The 17,492-nt window shown below is 63.4% G+C and carries 14 protein-coding genes, 1 tRNA gene and 1 riboswitch; of the genes, 10 read left to right on the plus strand and 5 right to left on the minus strand.

The window, feature by feature from the left end:
- Positions 1 to 9 precede the first annotated feature (9 nt).
- Positions 10 to 1,026, minus strand: coding sequence for a DUF3626 domain-containing protein (locus C0Z19_RS18520; protein ID WP_158243019.1), 1,017 nt, complete (start codon positions 1,024 to 1,026; stop codon positions 10 to 12).
- Between the two features lie 304 nt (positions 1,027 to 1,330).
- Here C0Z19_RS18520 and C0Z19_RS18525 point away from each other — a divergent pair, with 304 nt between their 5' ends.
- Together C0Z19_RS18525 and C0Z19_RS18530 are read left to right on the plus strand one after the other, a co-directional pair.
- Positions 1,331 to 3,037, plus strand: coding sequence for a thiamine pyrophosphate-binding protein (locus C0Z19_RS18525; RefSeq protein ID WP_102611296.1), 1,707 nt, complete (start codon positions 1,331 to 1,333; stop codon positions 3,035 to 3,037).
- 243 nt (positions 3,038 to 3,280) lie between these two features.
- Positions 3,281 to 5,008, plus strand: coding sequence for a tetratricopeptide repeat protein (locus tag C0Z19_RS18530; protein ID WP_102611297.1), 1,728 nt, complete (start codon positions 3,281 to 3,283; stop codon positions 5,006 to 5,008).
- Positions 5,009 to 5,037: 29 nt separating this feature from the next.
- On the opposite strand, the gene C0Z19_RS18535 is transcribed toward C0Z19_RS18530, so the two are convergent.
- Positions 5,038 to 5,418: a DUF2784 domain-containing protein gene (locus C0Z19_RS18535; protein ID WP_102611298.1), complete on the minus strand. Its 381-nt coding sequence runs from the start codon at positions 5,416 to 5,418 to the stop codon at positions 5,038 to 5,040.
- Between the two features lie 586 nt (positions 5,419 to 6,004).
- Here C0Z19_RS18535 and C0Z19_RS18540 point away from each other — a divergent pair.
- The 3 genes from C0Z19_RS18540 to C0Z19_RS18550 all read left to right on the plus strand — a co-directional run bounded on the left by C0Z19_RS18540 (position 6,005) and on the right by C0Z19_RS18550 (position 8,923).
- The gene (locus C0Z19_RS18540; protein WP_102611299.1) at positions 6,005 to 6,889 is read left to right on the plus strand and encodes a DMT family transporter; all 885 of its coding nucleotides are present in this window, start codon (positions 6,005 to 6,007) and stop codon (positions 6,887 to 6,889) included.
- A gap of 137 nt (positions 6,890 to 7,026) precedes the next feature.
- On the plus strand, positions 7,027 to 8,109 hold the full coding sequence (locus C0Z19_RS18545; RefSeq protein WP_102611300.1) for a phytoene/squalene synthase family protein: 1,083 nt from the start codon (positions 7,027 to 7,029) through the stop codon (positions 8,107 to 8,109).
- 68 nt (positions 8,110 to 8,177) lie between these two features.
- Positions 8,178 to 8,262, plus strand: a riboswitch (ZMP/ZTP riboswitch).
- Positions 8,263 to 8,290: 28 nt separating this feature from the next.
- Positions 8,291 to 8,923: a LysE family translocator gene (locus C0Z19_RS18550; RefSeq protein ID WP_102611301.1), complete on the plus strand. Its 633-nt coding sequence runs from the start codon at positions 8,291 to 8,293 to the stop codon at positions 8,921 to 8,923.
- A gap of 49 nt (positions 8,924 to 8,972) precedes the next feature.
- Here the strand turns inward: C0Z19_RS18550 and C0Z19_RS18555 are convergent, their stop codons facing one another.
- Positions 8,973 to 9,374, minus strand: a complete 402-nt coding sequence (locus C0Z19_RS18555; protein ID WP_102611344.1) for a hypothetical protein — start codon at positions 9,372 to 9,374, stop codon at positions 8,973 to 8,975.
- Positions 9,375 to 9,543: 169 nt separating this feature from the next.
- Complete coding sequence (locus C0Z19_RS18560) at positions 9,544 to 10,623, minus strand: oxidoreductase (protein ID WP_102611302.1); 1,080 nt, start codon at positions 10,621 to 10,623, stop codon at positions 9,544 to 9,546.
- A 280-nt stretch (positions 10,624 to 10,903) separates the two neighbouring features.
- Between C0Z19_RS18560 and C0Z19_RS18565 the strand changes: the two genes are divergently transcribed.
- On the plus strand, positions 10,904 to 12,994 hold the full coding sequence (locus C0Z19_RS18565) for a UvrD-helicase domain-containing protein (RefSeq protein WP_102611303.1): 2,091 nt from the start codon (positions 10,904 to 10,906) through the stop codon (positions 12,992 to 12,994).
- 177 nt (positions 12,995 to 13,171) lie between these two features.
- On the opposite strand, the gene C0Z19_RS18570 is transcribed toward C0Z19_RS18565, so the two are convergent.
- Positions 13,172 to 14,071: a c-type cytochrome gene (locus C0Z19_RS18570; protein ID WP_102611304.1), complete on the minus strand. Its 900-nt coding sequence runs from the start codon at positions 14,069 to 14,071 to the stop codon at positions 13,172 to 13,174.
- Between the two features lie 369 nt (positions 14,072 to 14,440).
- On the opposite strand from C0Z19_RS18570, the gene C0Z19_RS18575 reads away from it, so the two are divergent.
- The 4 genes from C0Z19_RS18575 (at position 14,441) to C0Z19_RS18590 (ending at position 17,491) form a co-directional block, all read left to right on the plus strand.
- Positions 14,441 to 14,516: transfer RNA gene (locus tag C0Z19_RS18575), tRNA-Arg, on the plus strand.
- Positions 14,517 to 14,696: 180 nt separating this feature from the next.
- Positions 14,697 to 15,104 (plus strand): ACT domain-containing protein, encoded by a 408-nt coding sequence (locus tag C0Z19_RS18580; protein WP_102611305.1) that lies wholly within the window; start codon positions 14,697 to 14,699, stop codon positions 15,102 to 15,104.
- Positions 15,105 to 15,275: 171 nt separating this feature from the next.
- Positions 15,276 to 16,241: a fatty acid desaturase family protein gene (locus C0Z19_RS18585; protein ID WP_146012099.1), complete on the plus strand. Its 966-nt coding sequence runs from the start codon at positions 15,276 to 15,278 to the stop codon at positions 16,239 to 16,241.
- Positions 16,238 to 17,491: an SLC5/6 family protein gene (locus C0Z19_RS18590; protein WP_102611307.1), complete on the plus strand. Its 1,254-nt coding sequence runs from the start codon at positions 16,238 to 16,240 to the stop codon at positions 17,489 to 17,491. Before C0Z19_RS18585 ends, C0Z19_RS18590 begins: the two co-directional genes overlap by 4 nt.
- The last annotated feature ends 1 nt before the right edge of the window (position 17,492 follow it).

The following is a 17,492-nucleotide window of genomic DNA, read 5'->3' on the forward strand; positions in this document are numbered from 1 at the left end:
CGCCTTGCGTCACGCGATGAATGACAGCCGGATCGATTTCTCCTGCGCGAAATCGCGAATGTGACGCTCCGCGGCATTCCACGGTAGGCCGAGGAAAGTCGAACGCATCTCGGAGCGCGAGATCACGATCGCGGCAATGTCGCGATCGAAGCGGATGTCCGCATGAGCGTGGAATTCGATGTAGTTGACTTTGACGCCCGTCGTATCGGGCGGCAGGCAATAGGTCGAGCCGCGCGCGCGTTGTCCGCTGGCATACAGGTAGATCTGCCTGAGCATACCCGGCGTGCAGTAGAGCAGGATCTTTTCGAGGTTGAAGTAGGTGGCGATCGCGTCGTGCAGCGTGATGTGATGGCCGCCGTATTCCTCGCTGCGCGCGGCGAGGTCTTTGTTGACCTTGAACGAGTCCGTATGGGCGAAGGTCGACGCGTGCTTGATATGTTCCTTGAGCACCGCGTAGGACTTTCCATAGCCGTTGCCGCCCGCACCGCCGCCCTGGCAATAGGCGAAATCGAGCGCGCCGTAGCGCGGCCGCACCCACGGTTGAAAATGCGGCGAGGTCGGTAGACCGACCCGATTCATGCCCGTGGCACAGAAGTGTGCGACCAATCGGCGCGCATCCCTCAACGGGTGCGAACGACCGCTGCGCGCCCGCCCGCCATAATCGCCGAATTCCATCTCCACGTCGTTCCGGTACCAGCGATCCTTGACGATCTTGGGGTCGTGAGTCGGTTTGCCCAGCCTGTCGAAGAGATTCAATACGCGAGACGGTTCACGTCCATTGCCGAACCACGTGTCCGCATTGAAATTGATCGTGAGCCGGCCTTCTTTCAATACGCCGAGCATGCGCGTTTCGAATAACCGCCGTGCCTGCTGATTCGATTCATGCGGCCGGCAGATTCTCATAAAACGGCGAAACGCTCTTTCCTTTAGATCCAGATGACGGTCGGCGATATTGCGCAGACCGAGCACATTGTTTCGGGCCAGCCGCGCCAGTGCGGCTTCGGTTTCGAATTCGTCGGCTCGCATCAGGTCGTCTCCGCGGTTTGCATGGCTTCGAATGTATCGTCGCCGTCTCGAACCCAGCAGCGGAAAAGTCGCAGAATCGTTTCGGCGATGGGTAACCGAAGGGGGGCGCCGACTATGCCTCGACCCGTGCGTCGAGCTATGCGCCGATGGATGCGGCAAGCCGCCGCGCACGTGCCTCGCCCACATTTTTTCGGCAGTGACAGTGCGCACGACGCAGGCGTAAGCTGTCGACGCCGTGTCTCCCAACGCGCTTTGTGTCGTTTCCACTTCCAACAAATCACAGACAGTCAGGAGGTTGCCGCACATGTCGAATGCCGCCGATACCACGAACGTGACCGGAGCGCGTCTACTCGTCGACGCGCTTGTCACGCATGGAGTCGATCGTGTCTTCAGCGTCCCGGGAGAGAGTTTTCTCGCCGTGCTCGATGCGCTGCACGATGAAACCGAACGCATTCGCACGTTTGTTTGCCGACACGAAGCCGGCGCAGCCAACATGGCCGAGGCGACCGGCAAGTTGACGGGACGTCCCGGCGTTGCACTCGTCACGCGCGGGCCCGGTGCGACCCATGCGTCGATCGGCGTCCACACCGCATTCCAAGACTCGACGCCGATGATTCTGCTGATCGGTCAGTGTGCGCGCGAGCATCTCGATCGCGAAGCGTTTCAGGAGATCGACTATCGGCGGATGTTCGGGCAGATGGCGAAATGGGTCGCCCAGATCGACGACGCGAGGCGCATTCCCGAGTATCTGAGCCACGCGTTCCACACGGCGTGTGCCGGCCGGCCGGGCCCCGTCGTGCTCGCGCTGCCGGAAGACATGCTGTCCGATCCGTGCCCGCGGGTGCCGGGCGCGCCACCGTTCAAGCGCATCGCCGCATCGCCGTCGCACGCGCAGATCGATGCGCTGCGCGACCTGCTCGAGCGCGCGCAACGGCCGGTGGTCATTGCGGGCGGCAGCGGCTGGAACGAACAGGCATGCGCCGATCTGCGCCGGTTCGTGGAAAGCTGGCAATTGCCGATCGGCTGCGCGTTCCGCTATCAGGACACCATCGACAACGATCACCCGAATTACGCCGGCGACGTCGGCCTCGGCATCAATCCCGCACTCGCACAGCGCATCCGCGAGGCCGATCTGCTGCTCGTGATCGGTCCGCGTCTGGGCGAAGCGACGACAAGCGGCTATGTGCTGCTCGACATCCCGAAGACGAAGCAAACGCTCATCCACGTTCATCAGGGGGCGGAAGAACTGGGCCGCGTCTATGCGGCCGATCTGCCGATCGTCTCCGGCATGCCGGAAATTGCGTCGGCGCTCGCAGCGCTCGAGCCGCGCGGGACACCGGCCTGGGCGGGCACGGCGCAGCAAGCGCACGGCGCCTACCTCGAATGGCGTGCGCCGCGGCCGATGCTCGGCGATGTCCAGTTGGGCGAAATCATGGCGCAGTTGCGCGAACGCCTGCCCGGGGACGCCATTGTAACGAACGGCGCCGGCAACTACGCGATCTGGCTCCATCGCCATTTCGCCTATCGGCAATGGCGCACGCAAGTCGCACCGACGAGCGGGGCGATGGGCTATGGCGTGCCCGCTGCGATTGCGGCGAAGGCGCTTTATCCCGGACGTACCGTCGTCGCACTTGCGGGCGACGGCTGCTTCATGATGTCGTCGCAAGAGCTCGCGACGGCGATGCAGTATCGTCTGAACGTTGTTTTCATCGTCGTCAACAACGCGCACTTCGGCACGATCCGCATGCATCAGGAGCGCCATTATCCTGGTCGCACGCACGGCACCGGGCTGACGAATCCCGATTTCGCGGCGTTTGCGCGTTCGTTCGGCGCGCATGGCGAAACGGTCGAACGGACGGCGGATTTCTTGCCGGCGTTCGATCGATGCATCGCCAGCGGGCTGCCGGCCGTCATCGAAATTCGCGTGCCGCAGGAAGTCAGCACGCCGTCGGCCACGCTCGACGACATCCGCGAGCAAGGCCGGCGCGCGCGAGCGGGCGCCGGCTCATAGCCGCGGCGCCGCGGCTTAGGCTCGCGGCTTGAGACGCGGCTTGAAACGCGGTTGGCGAGGCGCGATCGGGCAGGCGCGGTTGGCCAGGCGTGCCGGGCGGGATGCGCCTATGCTGACCGCTATGGGCAGCGCAAAGAATCGCAGCGCGCGATCGCGCGCGGGCGTACGCTTCCCAACTTACAGCCGCGCCGGGACCGTCCTTTATGTAGTGGATCGGCGGTCAACCGGCACGAGAAGGCGGGTATGAGGAATCGGCGCGCACACCGATGGCTGGCGGGCCTCGCCACGGCGCTGGCTTTGACGGGAACGGCTGCCCAGACAGCGTCGCCGCCGGCTGTTTGCGCGCCTGCGCTTGCGCTCGACGATGTCGCGCCGACCTTCCGTTTCGTGCGCAAATGCGATATCACGCCAGAACGGTTGACGCGGTTTGCCGCCGACGCGGAGCGCGCCGCGCATCGTGCCCGCCTGCGCAGCAGTCAACGTGTCGCTTTTGCCAAAGCGGCCAATCTCATGTTCGCCGCCGCACCGCCCGAAGCGTTCGACCGACTTGCGCCGCTCGTGCTCGCGCTTGCCGCGCTGGGCACGGGCAAGCCGGACCTCGACTTCGCCGCGCTCGCGCGCAGCTGGGTCGATCGCTATGGTCTGCTCATGCGGCGCGTGCGCGTGTTATGGACCGACGATCCGTTGGAGCCACAGGTCCATGCCGCGCTGGCCGGATTCGCTTTCGACGATGCGGCCAAGTCGCTTGCCCTTGAACTGGCCGAGCCGGGCGCGCCCGACGAGCTGACCGCCGAACGCAGCTTCGAGGCCTCGATCGTCGAGTGGCTGCGGCTTTCTCCAAAGCGTGCGCTCGCGTTGGCGCGCATCGCGCACGCCATGCAGCCGGACGATCTCGACATCGCGGAGTTCTACGGCGATCTGCTCGAAGAAGCGCATCTGCTGGAGCAGGCGCAACCTGTCGTCGAGGCGTTGGCGCTGCGCTATCAAGCGCTGGCGCGGGACAAGCCCGATCGATGGCGGGGCCGGTTCGCGCGCGAACTGGGCAAGCTCGGCGTGCTCTATACGGCATTGGCATTGCCGCAGGATGCCGAGATGGCCTATTTGCACGCGCTCGGAAACTACTGGGGCCTTGCGCGCGAACAGCCTGAGCGCTTCGGCCCCGATGTCGCCGACGTACTGGAGGCGTTGGGCGCGCTCTATCGCGACGCCGAGCGCCCGGACGACGCCATCGACGCTTATCGCGAGGCACTCAAACTCGAGCGGGCGCTCGCGCAGCATGACGCCACGGTCTATACGGTCGGCTTGGCAAGAACCTTGAACGATCTGGGCGTGTTGTACGCGATGACGCATCGTGCGGACGAAGCCCGGCACGCCTATGCCGAGGCGCTCGATCTGCAGCGCGAGCTCGTGCGCGAGAACCCGATGGCGCATAGGGCGGCGTTGGCCCGCACGCTCAATAATCTGGGCAATCTGTACAGTGATGACGGCCGCTTCAGTGACGCCGAACAGGCATATGACGAAGCGCTGACGATTCGCCGGGCGTTGGCGCTGGAGAGCCCGACTTACGACGCGCCCGACATGGTGCGCACGTTGACGAATCTGGGTGTGCTCTATCGCAGGCAAGGCCGTGTTTCGCAAGCCGAGAAAGCCTACCGCGAGGCGCTGCGGACGCTGCAGCCGCTGGAGCGCGGCGCGCCGGGGGCGTTCAACGCCGACAAGGCGCGCGTGCTGAACAACCTCGGCGTGTTGCTCAGCAAGACGCGTCGCCGGTATGAAGCGGAGGGCGCCTATCGGCGGGCGATCGTGCTGTACGCCGCCCTCGCGAAAAAAGAGCCCGCCAATTACCGGTCGGACTATGCGCGCGTGTTGGGCAATCTTGCGAAGCTCTATGCGGAGATGGGCCGAAAGCGGGAAGCGCAGGCCGTGCGACAGACGGCGGGTAAATTGGGCGGCGCCGAGCGGATCGAATAGACGGCGTTGGGGTCTTCAGCTTGCCGGTTTCACGAGTGCGACCGCGAGCGCGGCGGTACGTAGCGCCAGGTCAGCAGCACGACGAGCGCGAACGCGATATAGACGAGCGTGAAGACCCAGGCCGGCAGCGCGTAGTAGAGCAGCCGCCCGACCCAATGCTGGATGAAGCCTTCGGGGCCGACGCTGCCCGTGCGTAGCCGGTCTTCGAGGAAGGTGAGGGGGCATGGAATGTCCAACGCGGCCAGCAGCGCCACGATGGCGATAGCGGCCAGATGCACGAACCGCAAACCCCGATCGCGCACCCACTCCCAGTTCAGCGCGGCGCCGAGCCATATCGCGACGAACCCGCCGACGATGAACAGCACGACAAGCGCATGCAAGAGGAGAACGAGATCGGCCAGGGCGGTCATGGAAGGATGCATATGCGTCGAACGGCATCTGCGAAAGTCGCTCAGTATTGCACCGTCTCAGTGGGCGAGCATCAACAAATCCATAGCACGCCGAGACGTAGGGGCCGCAGTGTACGCGTGATCCGGGGGGCCGCGTCGCCCGGCGGATCGGCGAGTCGCTGCGCAGCCGCTTTTCCTCCGGGTCGAGCCATTGCCGAATCGCCCGATGACGCGTAGTCTATCGAACGGTCGACCCTCGCTGATCCGGTCGATTCCGGCATTGGCTACGCGCCAAGCCCTTATCCGTTCTACATCAATGACGAACTTCATGCGCACCCGCGGCTTCCTGACCGGCACCTCCGACACCTGTGTCGGCGCCGGGCGCGCTGCGCATTCGGCTGTCGTCGTACTTGTGCAAGCCGGCTCGCCTCCCCCTCCGAGGCAGGTCGTCGTCGGTATTGCTGCGCCTCCGCCGGCGCACGCCTGACACCGGCTTTTTTCGCATCCCGTTCACGTTCGCGCGTTTCGTATCGCGTTCGCTCGCGAAACGAACGACGCACGTGCGTGTGCACGGGGTTCCGGCACATTTGCACAGGTACACATCCAAATGAATTCGATCAAGGCCGCGCTGGCGGCTTACGGTACGACCTCGCTGTTCGTTTTGCTCTGGAGCAGCGGCGCCATCTTTTCTGAACTTGGCATCGAGCATGCCAGCGCTTTCGCCTTTCTGCTGTTGCGATTTGCGCTTGCCTGCGCCGTGCTCGGCGCGTTCGGCCTGTATCGCGGACGATGGCTGCCCGCGCCCGGCACGCGTTGGCGCGTTGCGCTCACGGGCGTGCTGCTGACGGGCGGCTATTCGATCTGCTATCTGCTCGCGCTTGCGCGCGGGCTGACGCCGGGCCTGCTGGCCACGATCCTTGGCGCTCAGCCGATCCTGACGATGCTCGCGACGCAGCGGCGCTACAGCCTGCGCCGTTTGGCGGGCCTCGGCACTGCACTGGCCGGATTGGCGCTCGTCGTCCATCCGGGCGAAGGTGGCGCCGCTACATCCTTCGCCGGTGCGGCGCTGGCGCTCGCCGCGCTGCTGTGCATGACCGCAGGCGCGATCTTGCAGAAGCAGATCAAGCAGGCGCCCATCGACGTGCTGCCGCTGCAAAACGCCGTCAGTCTGGCGCTGTGCATGGCCATCGGCCCGTGGATGCCGCTCACGGCCCGATTCGATGCGACGCTCGTTGTCGCACTGATCTGGCTTGGCCTCGTCATTTCCGTCATCGCGCAACTGCTGTTCTATCGGTTGGTGCAGCGCGGCGATCTCGTCAACGTCACGAGTTTGTTCTACCTCGTGCCGATCACGACGGCTTTGATGGACTACGTCTTCCTCGGCAATCGTCTGCATTTGACGGAGCTTGTCGGTATGGCCGCGATCCTGGTCGGCCTTACGCTCGTGCTCGGGGCCGGCGGCACGCCAGGACTTCGTCAACGCGCGGGATAGGGTGGAGCGCCCGGCCGGCCGCTCCTTGCGGCGCGGGCAGCGCAGGGCAGGGCCAGGACCGGGCGCGGCGGCGCGAACGGGCGGGCCGGCTACAATGGCGCACGCACGGCGTGTGCCCCTTTTTTTTCGTCCGCTTCATGACCAACGTTGCCCGAGCCGAGCTTCTCGGCTCCCTGCTCAAAAGCGTCTCGCGCTCGTTCTATCTGACGTTGCGCATCCTGCCGGGCCCGATGCGCGACCCGATCGGCCTCGCTTATCTGCTCGCTCGCGCAGCCGATACGATCGCCGATACGCCGCTGATCGATCCCCCGCGTCGGCTGACGTTGCTGTTGGCGCTGCGCGCGGCCGTGGGCGGCGACACCAGCGATGCGACGAATCAGGCGATGCGCGAAGTGGCCGGTGAAGTGGCCGGCCGCCAGGCGCTGCCCGACGAGAAGCGCTTGCTCGAATCGCTCGTGTCGGCGCTCGCGCTGCTCGATGACCTCGACGCGGGCGATCGCGCCGCGGTGCGCGATATCGTCACGACGCTGACGACGGGGATGGAGTTCGACTTGCGCACGTTCCCGGCCGAGGATTCGGGACGGATTGCCGCGTTGCACGATGTCTCGGAGCTCGACCGCTACACCTGGCTCGTCGCGGGCTGCGTGGGCGAATTTTGGACGAAGATGACGTGCGCCCATCTGCCCGGCACGTTCGACGAGCCCGAAGCAACGCTCGTCGCGCGCGGCATCCGATTCGGCAAGGCGCTGCAATTGACAAACATCCTGCGAGACTGCGCGAAGGATTTGCGCATCGGCCGTTGTTATCTGCCGACGTCGATGCTTGAACGTCACGGTCTCACACCGCCCGCTTTGCTGGGCCCGGACGCCTCGGTGCGGGCACGCCCCGTTCTGGTCGAGCTGATCGGGACGGCGCTCGCGCATTACCGCGCCGCGCTTGATTACACGCTCGCGATTCCAAGGCTGTCGCTTCGTTTGCGCCTGGCCTGCTTGTGGCCGATCCTGATCGGATTGGAGACGTTGCAACTGCTCGCGCACAACGATGCCTGGCTCGATCCGGCCCGGATTTCGAAGGTGAGCCGCAACGACGTTTATCGGCTCGTCGCCGGCTCGACGGCGCTTGTCTGCTTCGACAGCGTCTTGCGGCGCTGGATCGAACGCCTGATGCGCGACGTGCAGACACGACTGGCGCAGATGGGCGCGGCCCACGCTGTTGCGTAGTGTCACGTGGGGCCCGTGTGCGCACGTGCGCATCGGGCGGCGCGTTTATGCGAAGCATGGAATAATCGATCCGTCCGCGCGACTGGCGCCCTGGGATGGAGTTCACCATCGGGAAACGCGGAATCGCACCCGCCGCGCGCCTGGGCATGAATGGCCATCTATCACCTACCCAGGAGATGCAATGCCCACGTCCGGTTCACTGCTTGCTTTCGGTCTCGTCGCACTCGGCATCGCGCTGACGCCCGGCCCCAACATGATCTACCTCGTCTCGCGCTCGCTTTGCCAGGGGCGCGCCGCAGGCATGATCTCGCTCGGTGGCGTCGCGCTCGGCTTCGTTTTCTATATGGTCAGCACGGCATGCGGCATCACCGCGCTGTTGATGGCTGTGCCGCTCGCCTACGACGTGCTGCGTATGGGCGGCGCGCTCTATCTGGCCTACCTTGCCTGGCAGGCGTTGAAGCCGGGCGGCCGCTCGCCGTTCGAAGTGCGCGATCTTCCGACCGACAGCCCGCGAAAACTGTTCGTCATGGGCCTCGTGACGAATCTGCTCAACCCTAAAATCGCCGTGTTGTACCTGTCGCTGCTGCCGCAGTTCATCGATCCGCAGCGCGGCAGCGTGCTCACGCAGTCGTTGACGCTCGGCAGCCTGCAGATCGCGGCGAGCCTCGCGGTCAATACCGTGGTGGCATTCATGGCGGGTTCGATCGCGGCGTTTCTCGCGACCCGACCCAGCTGGGTCAAGGTGCAGCGCTGGTTGATGGGCACCGTGCTGGCAGGCCTTGCCGTGCGGATGGCGACGCAGGCGCGGCGCTGACCCGGTCGCATCCGCCCGCGAGGAGCGGCGCTGCGCCGCTCCCCTGACATCAATTTCCGATCGCGCGCGTCGCGCCGTCGAGTTCCTGATTGAGCACGCGTTGCTCGTCGGCGGACAGTCCGCCTTCGTGCTGATCGGCCATGTCGTGCAGTTCCTGGTGAATCACGTCGAGGCGGTGGTGCAGCGAGCCGCCGGCCGGGCGCGGATAGTAGCCCTGGTTGACGCGCTCGTCGATACGGCGATGCAAGCTGTCGATGCGTTCCTCGACCTGCGCATAGCGTGCCATGTCGGCTTCGTGCGGGACCACGTTGGGCGGATTCGGAACCGGCCGCACGACCGGCGGTGGCGGTGGCGGGGGCGGCACGCGCCGATGCGGCGGCCGCGGCGCCACGCAGGCCGCCAGCGCGGACATCAGCGCGCAGCATACGAGTACGCGAATCGAGCGTTGCATCCCATTCTCCTTGTGATTGTGCATGGGGTTCGGTGGGGTCGATCGTTCCAGTTCTGTCACATCAAACGTCCGGCGCCCTGTGTCCGATGACAAGCGCCGGACGAATCCAATTACACAGTCGGCCGCAATCCGCGGCTTGGCCCCCCGGCGCGGCGGACAAGGCTACGCCTCACACGACGGCGCGCACGAACGGCAGTCGCTTGCCTTCACGAGCGCTTTCGTTCGCGAGTTCGATGATCGTCATGACGTCGACGGCATCTTGCGGCGTAACGGGGAAAGCGCTGCCGTGAGCGATCGCCTGTGCGACGCGGCGGTAGAACCCGACATAGTCGCCATCGCGCGTGGGTACGACAGTTTCGACTTCGCGCTCGCCCTCAAGTGCACGAAGCGTGCCTGACGCATTGCCGCCCCCGTAGCCCGTCTGGCCGGGACGCAGCCCCGCCTTCAGTTGATCCTCCTGCGTATCGAGACCAAATTTGACATAGCTTCCGCGCGTGCCGTGCACGGCGAAACGCGGCGGATCGATGGCCGACAGCGCGCTGGCGTGAAGCACGATTTCCTTGTCGGGATAGCCGAGCAGCAGATGAACGTAGTCGGGCGCGCTGGCCTGATCGCGGTGCAGCTTGACGGTCGCGTAGACCGATTCGGGCGCGCCGAACAGCACGAGCGCCTGATCGATCAGATGCGGACCCAGGTCGAACAGGAGTCCGCCGCCGCGTGATGCTTCTTCGCGCCAACGCGGGCGCACCATCGGCCGGAAGCGATCGAAGTGCGACTCGAAATGAACGATCCGCCCGAGCACGCCGCTTTCGATCAGATCGCGCACGGTCATGAAATCGCCGTCCCAGCGGCGGTTGTGAAACGGTGCGAAGACGACGTCGTGCTCGCGAGCGAGTCGCGCAAGCGTGCATGCCTGCGCGGCCGTCAGCGTGACCGGCTTGTCGACGACGACATGCTTGCCCGCCGCCAGCACCTGCGCCGCGAGCGTGTAGTGCGTGTCGTTGGGCGTGGCGATGACGACGCAGTCGACGTCGGTCGACGCGATCAGCGCATCGATGTCGGCCACGATCTGCGTGCGCGGATAGTCGGTGCGTGCGCGCTCGGGTTGGCTGGTGGCGATGGCGGTGACGCGCGCGTACGGCGTATCGGGCGCGTCGGGCGGTGCGCCGCAGTGGTCGATGACGGGGGCATGAAACGTGGCGCCCGCGAACCCATAGCCCATCAAACCGATTTTCAACGTCGAAGCCATGCTTGCTTTCCTCCGTCTTGTGACGTGACGACGAGTGGACAAGGCGCGCACGGCAGGCGCGGCATCGATGACGCCTCAACCGGCCGCGCGGCAAGAGAATCGGACATTGTGGCATGCATCGCCACAGGGAGGAACCGATCCCATCGACGTGACGGGATGAGCGGCGCATCCGTGTTAACATCGCGCACTTGCCCTCACGGCCAAGCGGCACCGCATCGGCACGACCCATCGATGCGTTGGTTGCGCTGGCCGCCAACCTCGTTACACCCATCCACAGACGATGTCCGCAGGATTGAACCCCGCGCAAAGCGAAGCGGTGCGCTATCTCGACGGCCCGTGCCTCGTGCTGGCCGGCGCAGGCAGCGGCAAGACGCGCGTGATCACGCAGAAGATTGCTCATCTGATCGAGAACAAAGGCTTCGAGCCGCGTCATATCGCGGCCGTGACGTTCACGAACAAGGCGGCTGCCGAAATGCGCGAGCGCGTCGGCAAGTTGCTCGAAGGCAAGACGCTGACCACCCCCGGCAAAGAGGGCCGTAAGGTGCCTGTCAATCAACTGACTGTTTGCACTTTTCACTCGCTTGGCGTGCAGATATTGCGGCAGGAGGCCGAGCATCTGGGGCTCAAGCCGCAGTTCTCGATCATGGACGCCGACGATTGCTTCGGCATGATCCAGGAGCAGGTCGGCTCGACCGATAAGGGTTTCATCCGCAAAATCCAATCGATCATCTCGCTGTGGAAAAACGGGATGATCGATCCGCAGACGGCGCAGGCCATTGCGGCGAACGAGGACGAGCACCAGGCCGCGATCGTCTACCGCAATTACGTCGCGACGCTGCACGCTTACCAGGCCGTCGACTTCGACGATTTGATCCGCCTGCCGAGCGAACTGTTCGCTCAAAACGAAGCGGTGCGCGACCGGTGGCAGAACAAGCTGCGCTATCTGCTGATCGACGAATACCAGGATACGAACGCGTGCCAGTACGAATTGCTGAAACTGCTGGCGGGGCCTCGCGCCGCGTTTACGGCAGTGGGCGATGACGATCAGGCCATCTATGGCTGGCGCGGCGCCACGCTCGAGAACCTCGCGCAGCTCGGCAAGGATTTTCCGAAGCTGCATGTGATCAAGCTCGAGCAGAACTACCGTTCGACCGTGCGCATTCTGACGGCGGCCAACAATGTCATCGCAAACAACCCGAAGCTGTTCGAGAAGAAGCTGTGGTCCGAGCACGGGATGGGCGACACGATTACGGTGACGGGTTGTAACGACGAAGAACATGAAGCCGAATCGGTGGTGTTCCGGTTGTCGGCGCACAAGTTCGAGCGGCGTTCGCAGTTTCGCGATTACGCCATTCTTTACCGCGGCAACTTCCAGGCGCGCATCTTCGAACAAGTGCTGCGCCGCGAGCGTATTCCGTATGTGCTCTCGGGCGGCCAGTCGTTTTTCGATAAAGCCGAAATCAAGGATATTTGCGCGTATTTGCGGTTGATCGCGAACCCCGACGACGATCCCGCTTTCATCCGCGCCATTACGACGCCGCGCCGCGGCATTGGCAATACGACGCTCGAAGCGTTGGGCTCGTTTGCCGGGCAGGCGAAGGTGTCGTTGTTCGAGGCTGTCTATATGGGCGGAATCGAGGCGCGGCTGTCGGCGCGACAGGTCGAGCCGCTGCGCGTGTTCTGCGATTTCATGCAGCGCATCGCCGATCGCGCGACGAAGGATCCGGCGACGACGCTGATCGACGACCTCATGGAGGCCATTCACTACGAGGCCTACCTGTACGACACCTTCGACGAACGCCAGGCGCAGTCACGCTGGCAGAACGTGCTCGAATTTCTCGAATGGCTCAAGCGCAAGGGCACAAAACCGGAGCCCGAGAATGTCGAGGACGGCGAAGCGAGCGGTTTCGACAATGCGGATGGGCTTGCCGATACCGGCAAGAACCTGCTCGGGTTGATTCAGACAGTGGCTTTAATGTCGATGCTCGAGGGCAAGGATGAAGACCCGGACGCCGTGCGACTTTCGACGGTGCATGCTTCGAAAGGCCTCGAATATCCGCACGTGTTTCTCGTTGGCGTTGAAGAAGGGATCATGCCGCATCGTGGCGGGGCCGATGACGAGCCGATCGACGACGCGCGCATCGAAGAAGAGCGGCGCCTGATGTACGTGGCGATCACGCGTGCGCAGCGCAGCCTGCATTTGAATTGGTGCAAGAAGCGCAAGCGGGCGCGAGAAACGGTGGTGTGCGAACCGTCGCGCTTCATTCCCGAAATGGGGCTCGACGAGGCGCCGCCACCGACGCCTGAAGAAGCGCCGATGTCGCCGAAGGATCGGCTCGCCAGCCTGAAGGCGCTACTGCAGAAACCTTGAGTGCCGGGGTTGCGGGGAACAGCGCGCATCCCGTGCGAGCGGTGCGCGGCAGTTCTCCGTTGTCGCGTTCGGGTTCCGGCCGTCCGTCGTCAGGTTTCTGCTTTCGGCTTCCTGCTTTCGGCGTGGTGAGGCCCCGCGCGTTAGCTTGGGGCCTTGAACGCTGACTTTCTCTGCGTGTTACTTCGCTGCGCTGACCATGTAGTCGACGGCGGCTTTGACATCGTCGTCCGATGCGTTCGATCCGCCCTTGGGCGGCATTTGCCCTTTGCCGTGCAAGGCATAGTTGTAGATCGTGTCCATGGGATCTTTCAGGCGTGGCGCCCAATCGGCTTTGTTGCCGAACTTTGGCGCGCCGAGCACGCCCGCGGCGTGACAGGCCTGACAGACCTGCGTGTAAAGCGCCTTGCCGGCTTGTGCATGGTCTGCGCTCGACGTCGACGGCGCCGGCGCACTCGGCAAAGCCGCAATGGCGGCCGCAGCCTGGTCGTTCACGGCGCCGGTGCTGGCGCTCGCGCTTTGAGCGGCGGACGCGGCGGCTTCCGGTGTTGCCGCGGTTTGGGTGGTGGCGCCGGGGGCCGGTGCTGCTGGTTCCGGGAAGCTCGCGCCCGAGTGGTCTGCCATGTAGACGACGGCGCGTGCGATTTCGTAATCGCTGTAGTCGTCAGGGCTCGTGCCGCCGCGCGGGGGCATGGCGTTCTTGCCGGTCAATGCGTTGTGCAATAGCGCGTCGTAGCCTTGGGCAATCCGTGGCGCCCAATCGGCGTTATTGCCGAACTTGGGGGCGCCGGCTGCGCCGGGTGTGTGGCAGGTCGTGCAGACCGCCTTGAAGACTTCTTCCCCGGTTTTGAAGACATGGGGTGCGTTGGCGTCGCGGACGGTCACTTGCGCGAGCGGAGCGATGCGGCTGGCGACGGTGGCGTCGGCCAGGCCGTCGGTGCCGGCGCCGGTGCGCACTGATTGGTTGACGTAGAACGCCAGCAAAATAATGACGACGATCGGGACCGCGAACGCCGCGACGACCGCGGCAATCAACTGGCCGGGCGTTTTGATCGGGGCTCCGTGTGGTGCTTCGCTCATGCTTGTCTCGTCTCCCGGGAATTTTGTTGGTGAGCGGTACAGCGCGACGGCAACAGCTAAAAACCTGAAACGGCTAAGTCGGCAACGACTTAATTAATTCGATCAAACAGGGACGATTATAGACGCAACGTTTTAGCGTCGGCGAGCGGAGCGGGCATAGCCCGGGGGCCGCGTTTACCCGGGCTGGGTTCAATCAGGGGCCGAATCGGCGGTTTTTTAGGACGAGGAAGTGCCGGGTGTGGGCTGCGGGCGGTGCGCCGGCGCGCGGTCCGGCGGGGTGCGGTGGACGCGTCAGGTGAAACCGGGTATGCTCTCGGTCTTGCTTGGCGCTATGGTTTTGGGTTCCCACAGCCGCGCCGACATGTCTAAGCGCCCGTAGCTCAATGGATAGAGTACTGCCCTCCGAAGGCAGGGGTTGCTGGTTCGATCCCAGCCGGGCGCGCCAAGAACAGGCCGTTCAATCAATGTCTTTTCCGAGGCGCTGACAGTGCTGTGGGCTCAGGAAAAGGACGCGCACCGTCTCGAACACGTTGGATGTGGGTGCGTAGGCAGTATGAGTTCGCCTGCGGCAACCAAGGCCGCTACCACAGCTGCAATATCCATTTGTTCAACGGGGGGCTACGGTATGGGCGGGAAGCGCGACCTTACGACGCTATTGAGCGATATGACGCCGGTCATCGCTCGGCCTACCTACGTTTATTGCACCTTCCCCGACCGTCGTTTGCCAGTAGGCGTGGAGGCGATCTGTCAGTTCAGCGAAAGTGAAGGCCTCACTGCCATCATCGACAAGTCGGACGCGGAGCGACTCAATATAGCCTATGAGTTCGCTGCACGCATGATTACGCTGACCGTTCATTCGGACCTCGCCGCGGTGGGGTTCTTATCAGTCGTCTTCGCAACGCTTGCAAACGCGGGAATCGCCTGCAACGCGGTTTCAGCCTATCACCACGATCACTTGTTCGTGCCCGATGAGCGGTCGGACGAAGCGATGAGCCTGCTGCAGTCGTTATCCGAGGGCGGCGGAAAGCGCTGATTTTATGTAGGCTCCGGCCTGCGATGCTGCTACCGGTTAGGGAAAACCGCGATCAAAAATAAAAATTAACCGAAGCGGGAGAGCGCGCGTCGGTGGATAGAATGCGCCCAACTAGGGAGGTGTTGAGAGTGCTCTCCGCCTGCTATCCCTTTCCCTCGTTTGGGCAATGCCGTGGACAATCATCAGCGAATGGTGGCTAACGCTGTATTAGCCGATGTTACCGCAATCCGTAAAGAACTCGTCGAGCACGCAGTCGACGCCGCCGCGATTTGCTCGATCAACCCGTGGCGTCCCGTTTTCGATCTCATATTCGACTGGTGCGTGATTGTATTCGCGTGCGTTTTCGGCTTTGACCGCGGCATTTTCGGTTGTTTGTTAGCGCTTTTCGCGGTCGGAAACCGCCAGCGGGCGCTGGGGAATTTGCTGCATGAAGCGAGCCACAGAAATCTCCACCCTGCCCAAGCGTTCAACGATTGGCTAGCCGATATCTTGCTGGCACCCGCGCTGTTTACCGACTTGAATTTGTACCGCGTCTCGCACTCGCGGCATCACGCGAAGCTAGGCGTACCCGGCCAAGACCCGGACTACATTATTCCCGCTTCAAGCGAGCGTAGTGCGTGGCGGCAGACGTATTGGCGCGAGCTTATGTGTCGCGTCAACTGGCGTAGTTGCCTGTTCGGTCATTTGACCGATGGCCGTCTCAAGCCGCATCGGTACGTGTGGATGACGATTTGGTGGTTAGCCGTCATCACGCTGCTTACTCTGTATAAAGGTTTGGCCTTTTCCATCTTCTTTGTCGGTGTTTGGGTCGCGGCAAAAGCCACTGTTTTTTATGCGATCACGTGGTTCCGGGAGATGTGTGATCATTTCGGCCTCGAGCGCGGCGGCATCTTTTCATTCACGAGGGACACCTGCGTTGGCAAATGCTGGCGATGGATCATTCATCCGCATAACAACGGGTACCATCTGTCACATCACCTGATGCCGTCCGTTCCCTATTACAGGCTGCCGGTGGCTCAACAGGTGTTGTCTCGTTTGCCGAGCTATGCGGCGAAAGCCATCGTATGCAATGCCTATTTTTACGGCTGGAAGGCAGTCGTCCGTCATAGCGTCAAGCTGTCGAGGTCCTCCACTTGAATACTCGGGAGCTGGGATACCTGCAAGTAGCCGCACTACTTGTCTCCGCCAGCTACGGTGTCGGCTTTCTCTTTGGTGCGGGAGAACTGGCCGTCACGAGCGGAATGGCCGGAAGCCTTTATCCGTGGCTAACCGCCCTGGGCATGGCGCTGCTTGCCATTTTGGCAGGGAAAGTTTGGTCATTGCGAGCACCGATCTGGGACATGTTCGGCCGCGCATACGGTCCCACGGTCAGGCGCCAAGTCGCGCTGCTCTCGCTGATCTGGATGACCGGTGTACTGGCCGCCCAAATCCAGGGCGGAGCGGCCGTCTTGCTGCTCGCAGCGCTGCCTCGGCAGGCTGTGCTGCCGTCAATGCTCGTCCTCATCTTCGGTGCCACTCAGCTCAATCTAAGAGCGGCCTCAAAGGTGTTTTCGTTTTGCTTGCTTGCGAGCAGTTTCGTACTCGTGTTTGCATTGAGGGAAATGAACGGCGGTGACGTCTATCTGCACGCCATTCCGCGATTTCTACGGGACGTGCATCGTATGAGTGGGAGAGATATTATCGCTATGACCGTTGCCGTCGTGTTTCTCGTCATCACCGGGGCGGACTATCAGCAATTCATCATTGCAGCCCGTCGCCGCATCGACGCGATCGCTGGTTGCGGCCTCGCCGCCGTGTTTCTACTGCTGGTGGGAGCATTGCCGGCGTCCGCTGTGATCGCTGCACAAAACACCGGGGTTCTTGCCGGAGCCGCGACCTCGAAGCTGGCCATTCCCACGATCCTGTCTCACGTATCGGCGCACTTGGGCCAGGGCTACAGCGTGGCTATGTTGCTAGCGTTGCTAGCAGCTGCTTTGGGAGCCGGGGCCGCGATTGTGCGAGCAATGACTGGTGCGCTGGCGTCCGTTATTCCTGCCGCAACGACAACGCGCGTGGAAGGCGCTCGCATGTCGGCCGCTATCGTCTTGCTTGGGGGCATGGTTGCGCAACGCGGCCAGGGCATCGTCGAGACGATGGTGGAGCTCAACGTGGTTTATATCGCCAGCGTCGCGCCGTTGTTCGCATTTCTGCTGATCGGATGGCCGGTGTCTCCGGCCGCCGCACAGCGAGCGATTACGGCAGGCTTGGTCGCGTCGGTATGTCTTTACATTGGCAAGTGGATCGGCTTGGTATCGGGGCAGGTCGAACTGATGTTCCTGTCCGTCGGAATGCTCGCGTCGCTCGTTGTGCTAGCGCTGAGCAGACGCAAGACGGCCACGATCGTTTAAT

The sequence above is a fragment of the Trinickia soli genome (assembly GCF_002879855.1).
Classification (GTDB): Bacteria; Pseudomonadota; Gammaproteobacteria; order Burkholderiales; family Burkholderiaceae; genus Trinickia; species Trinickia soli.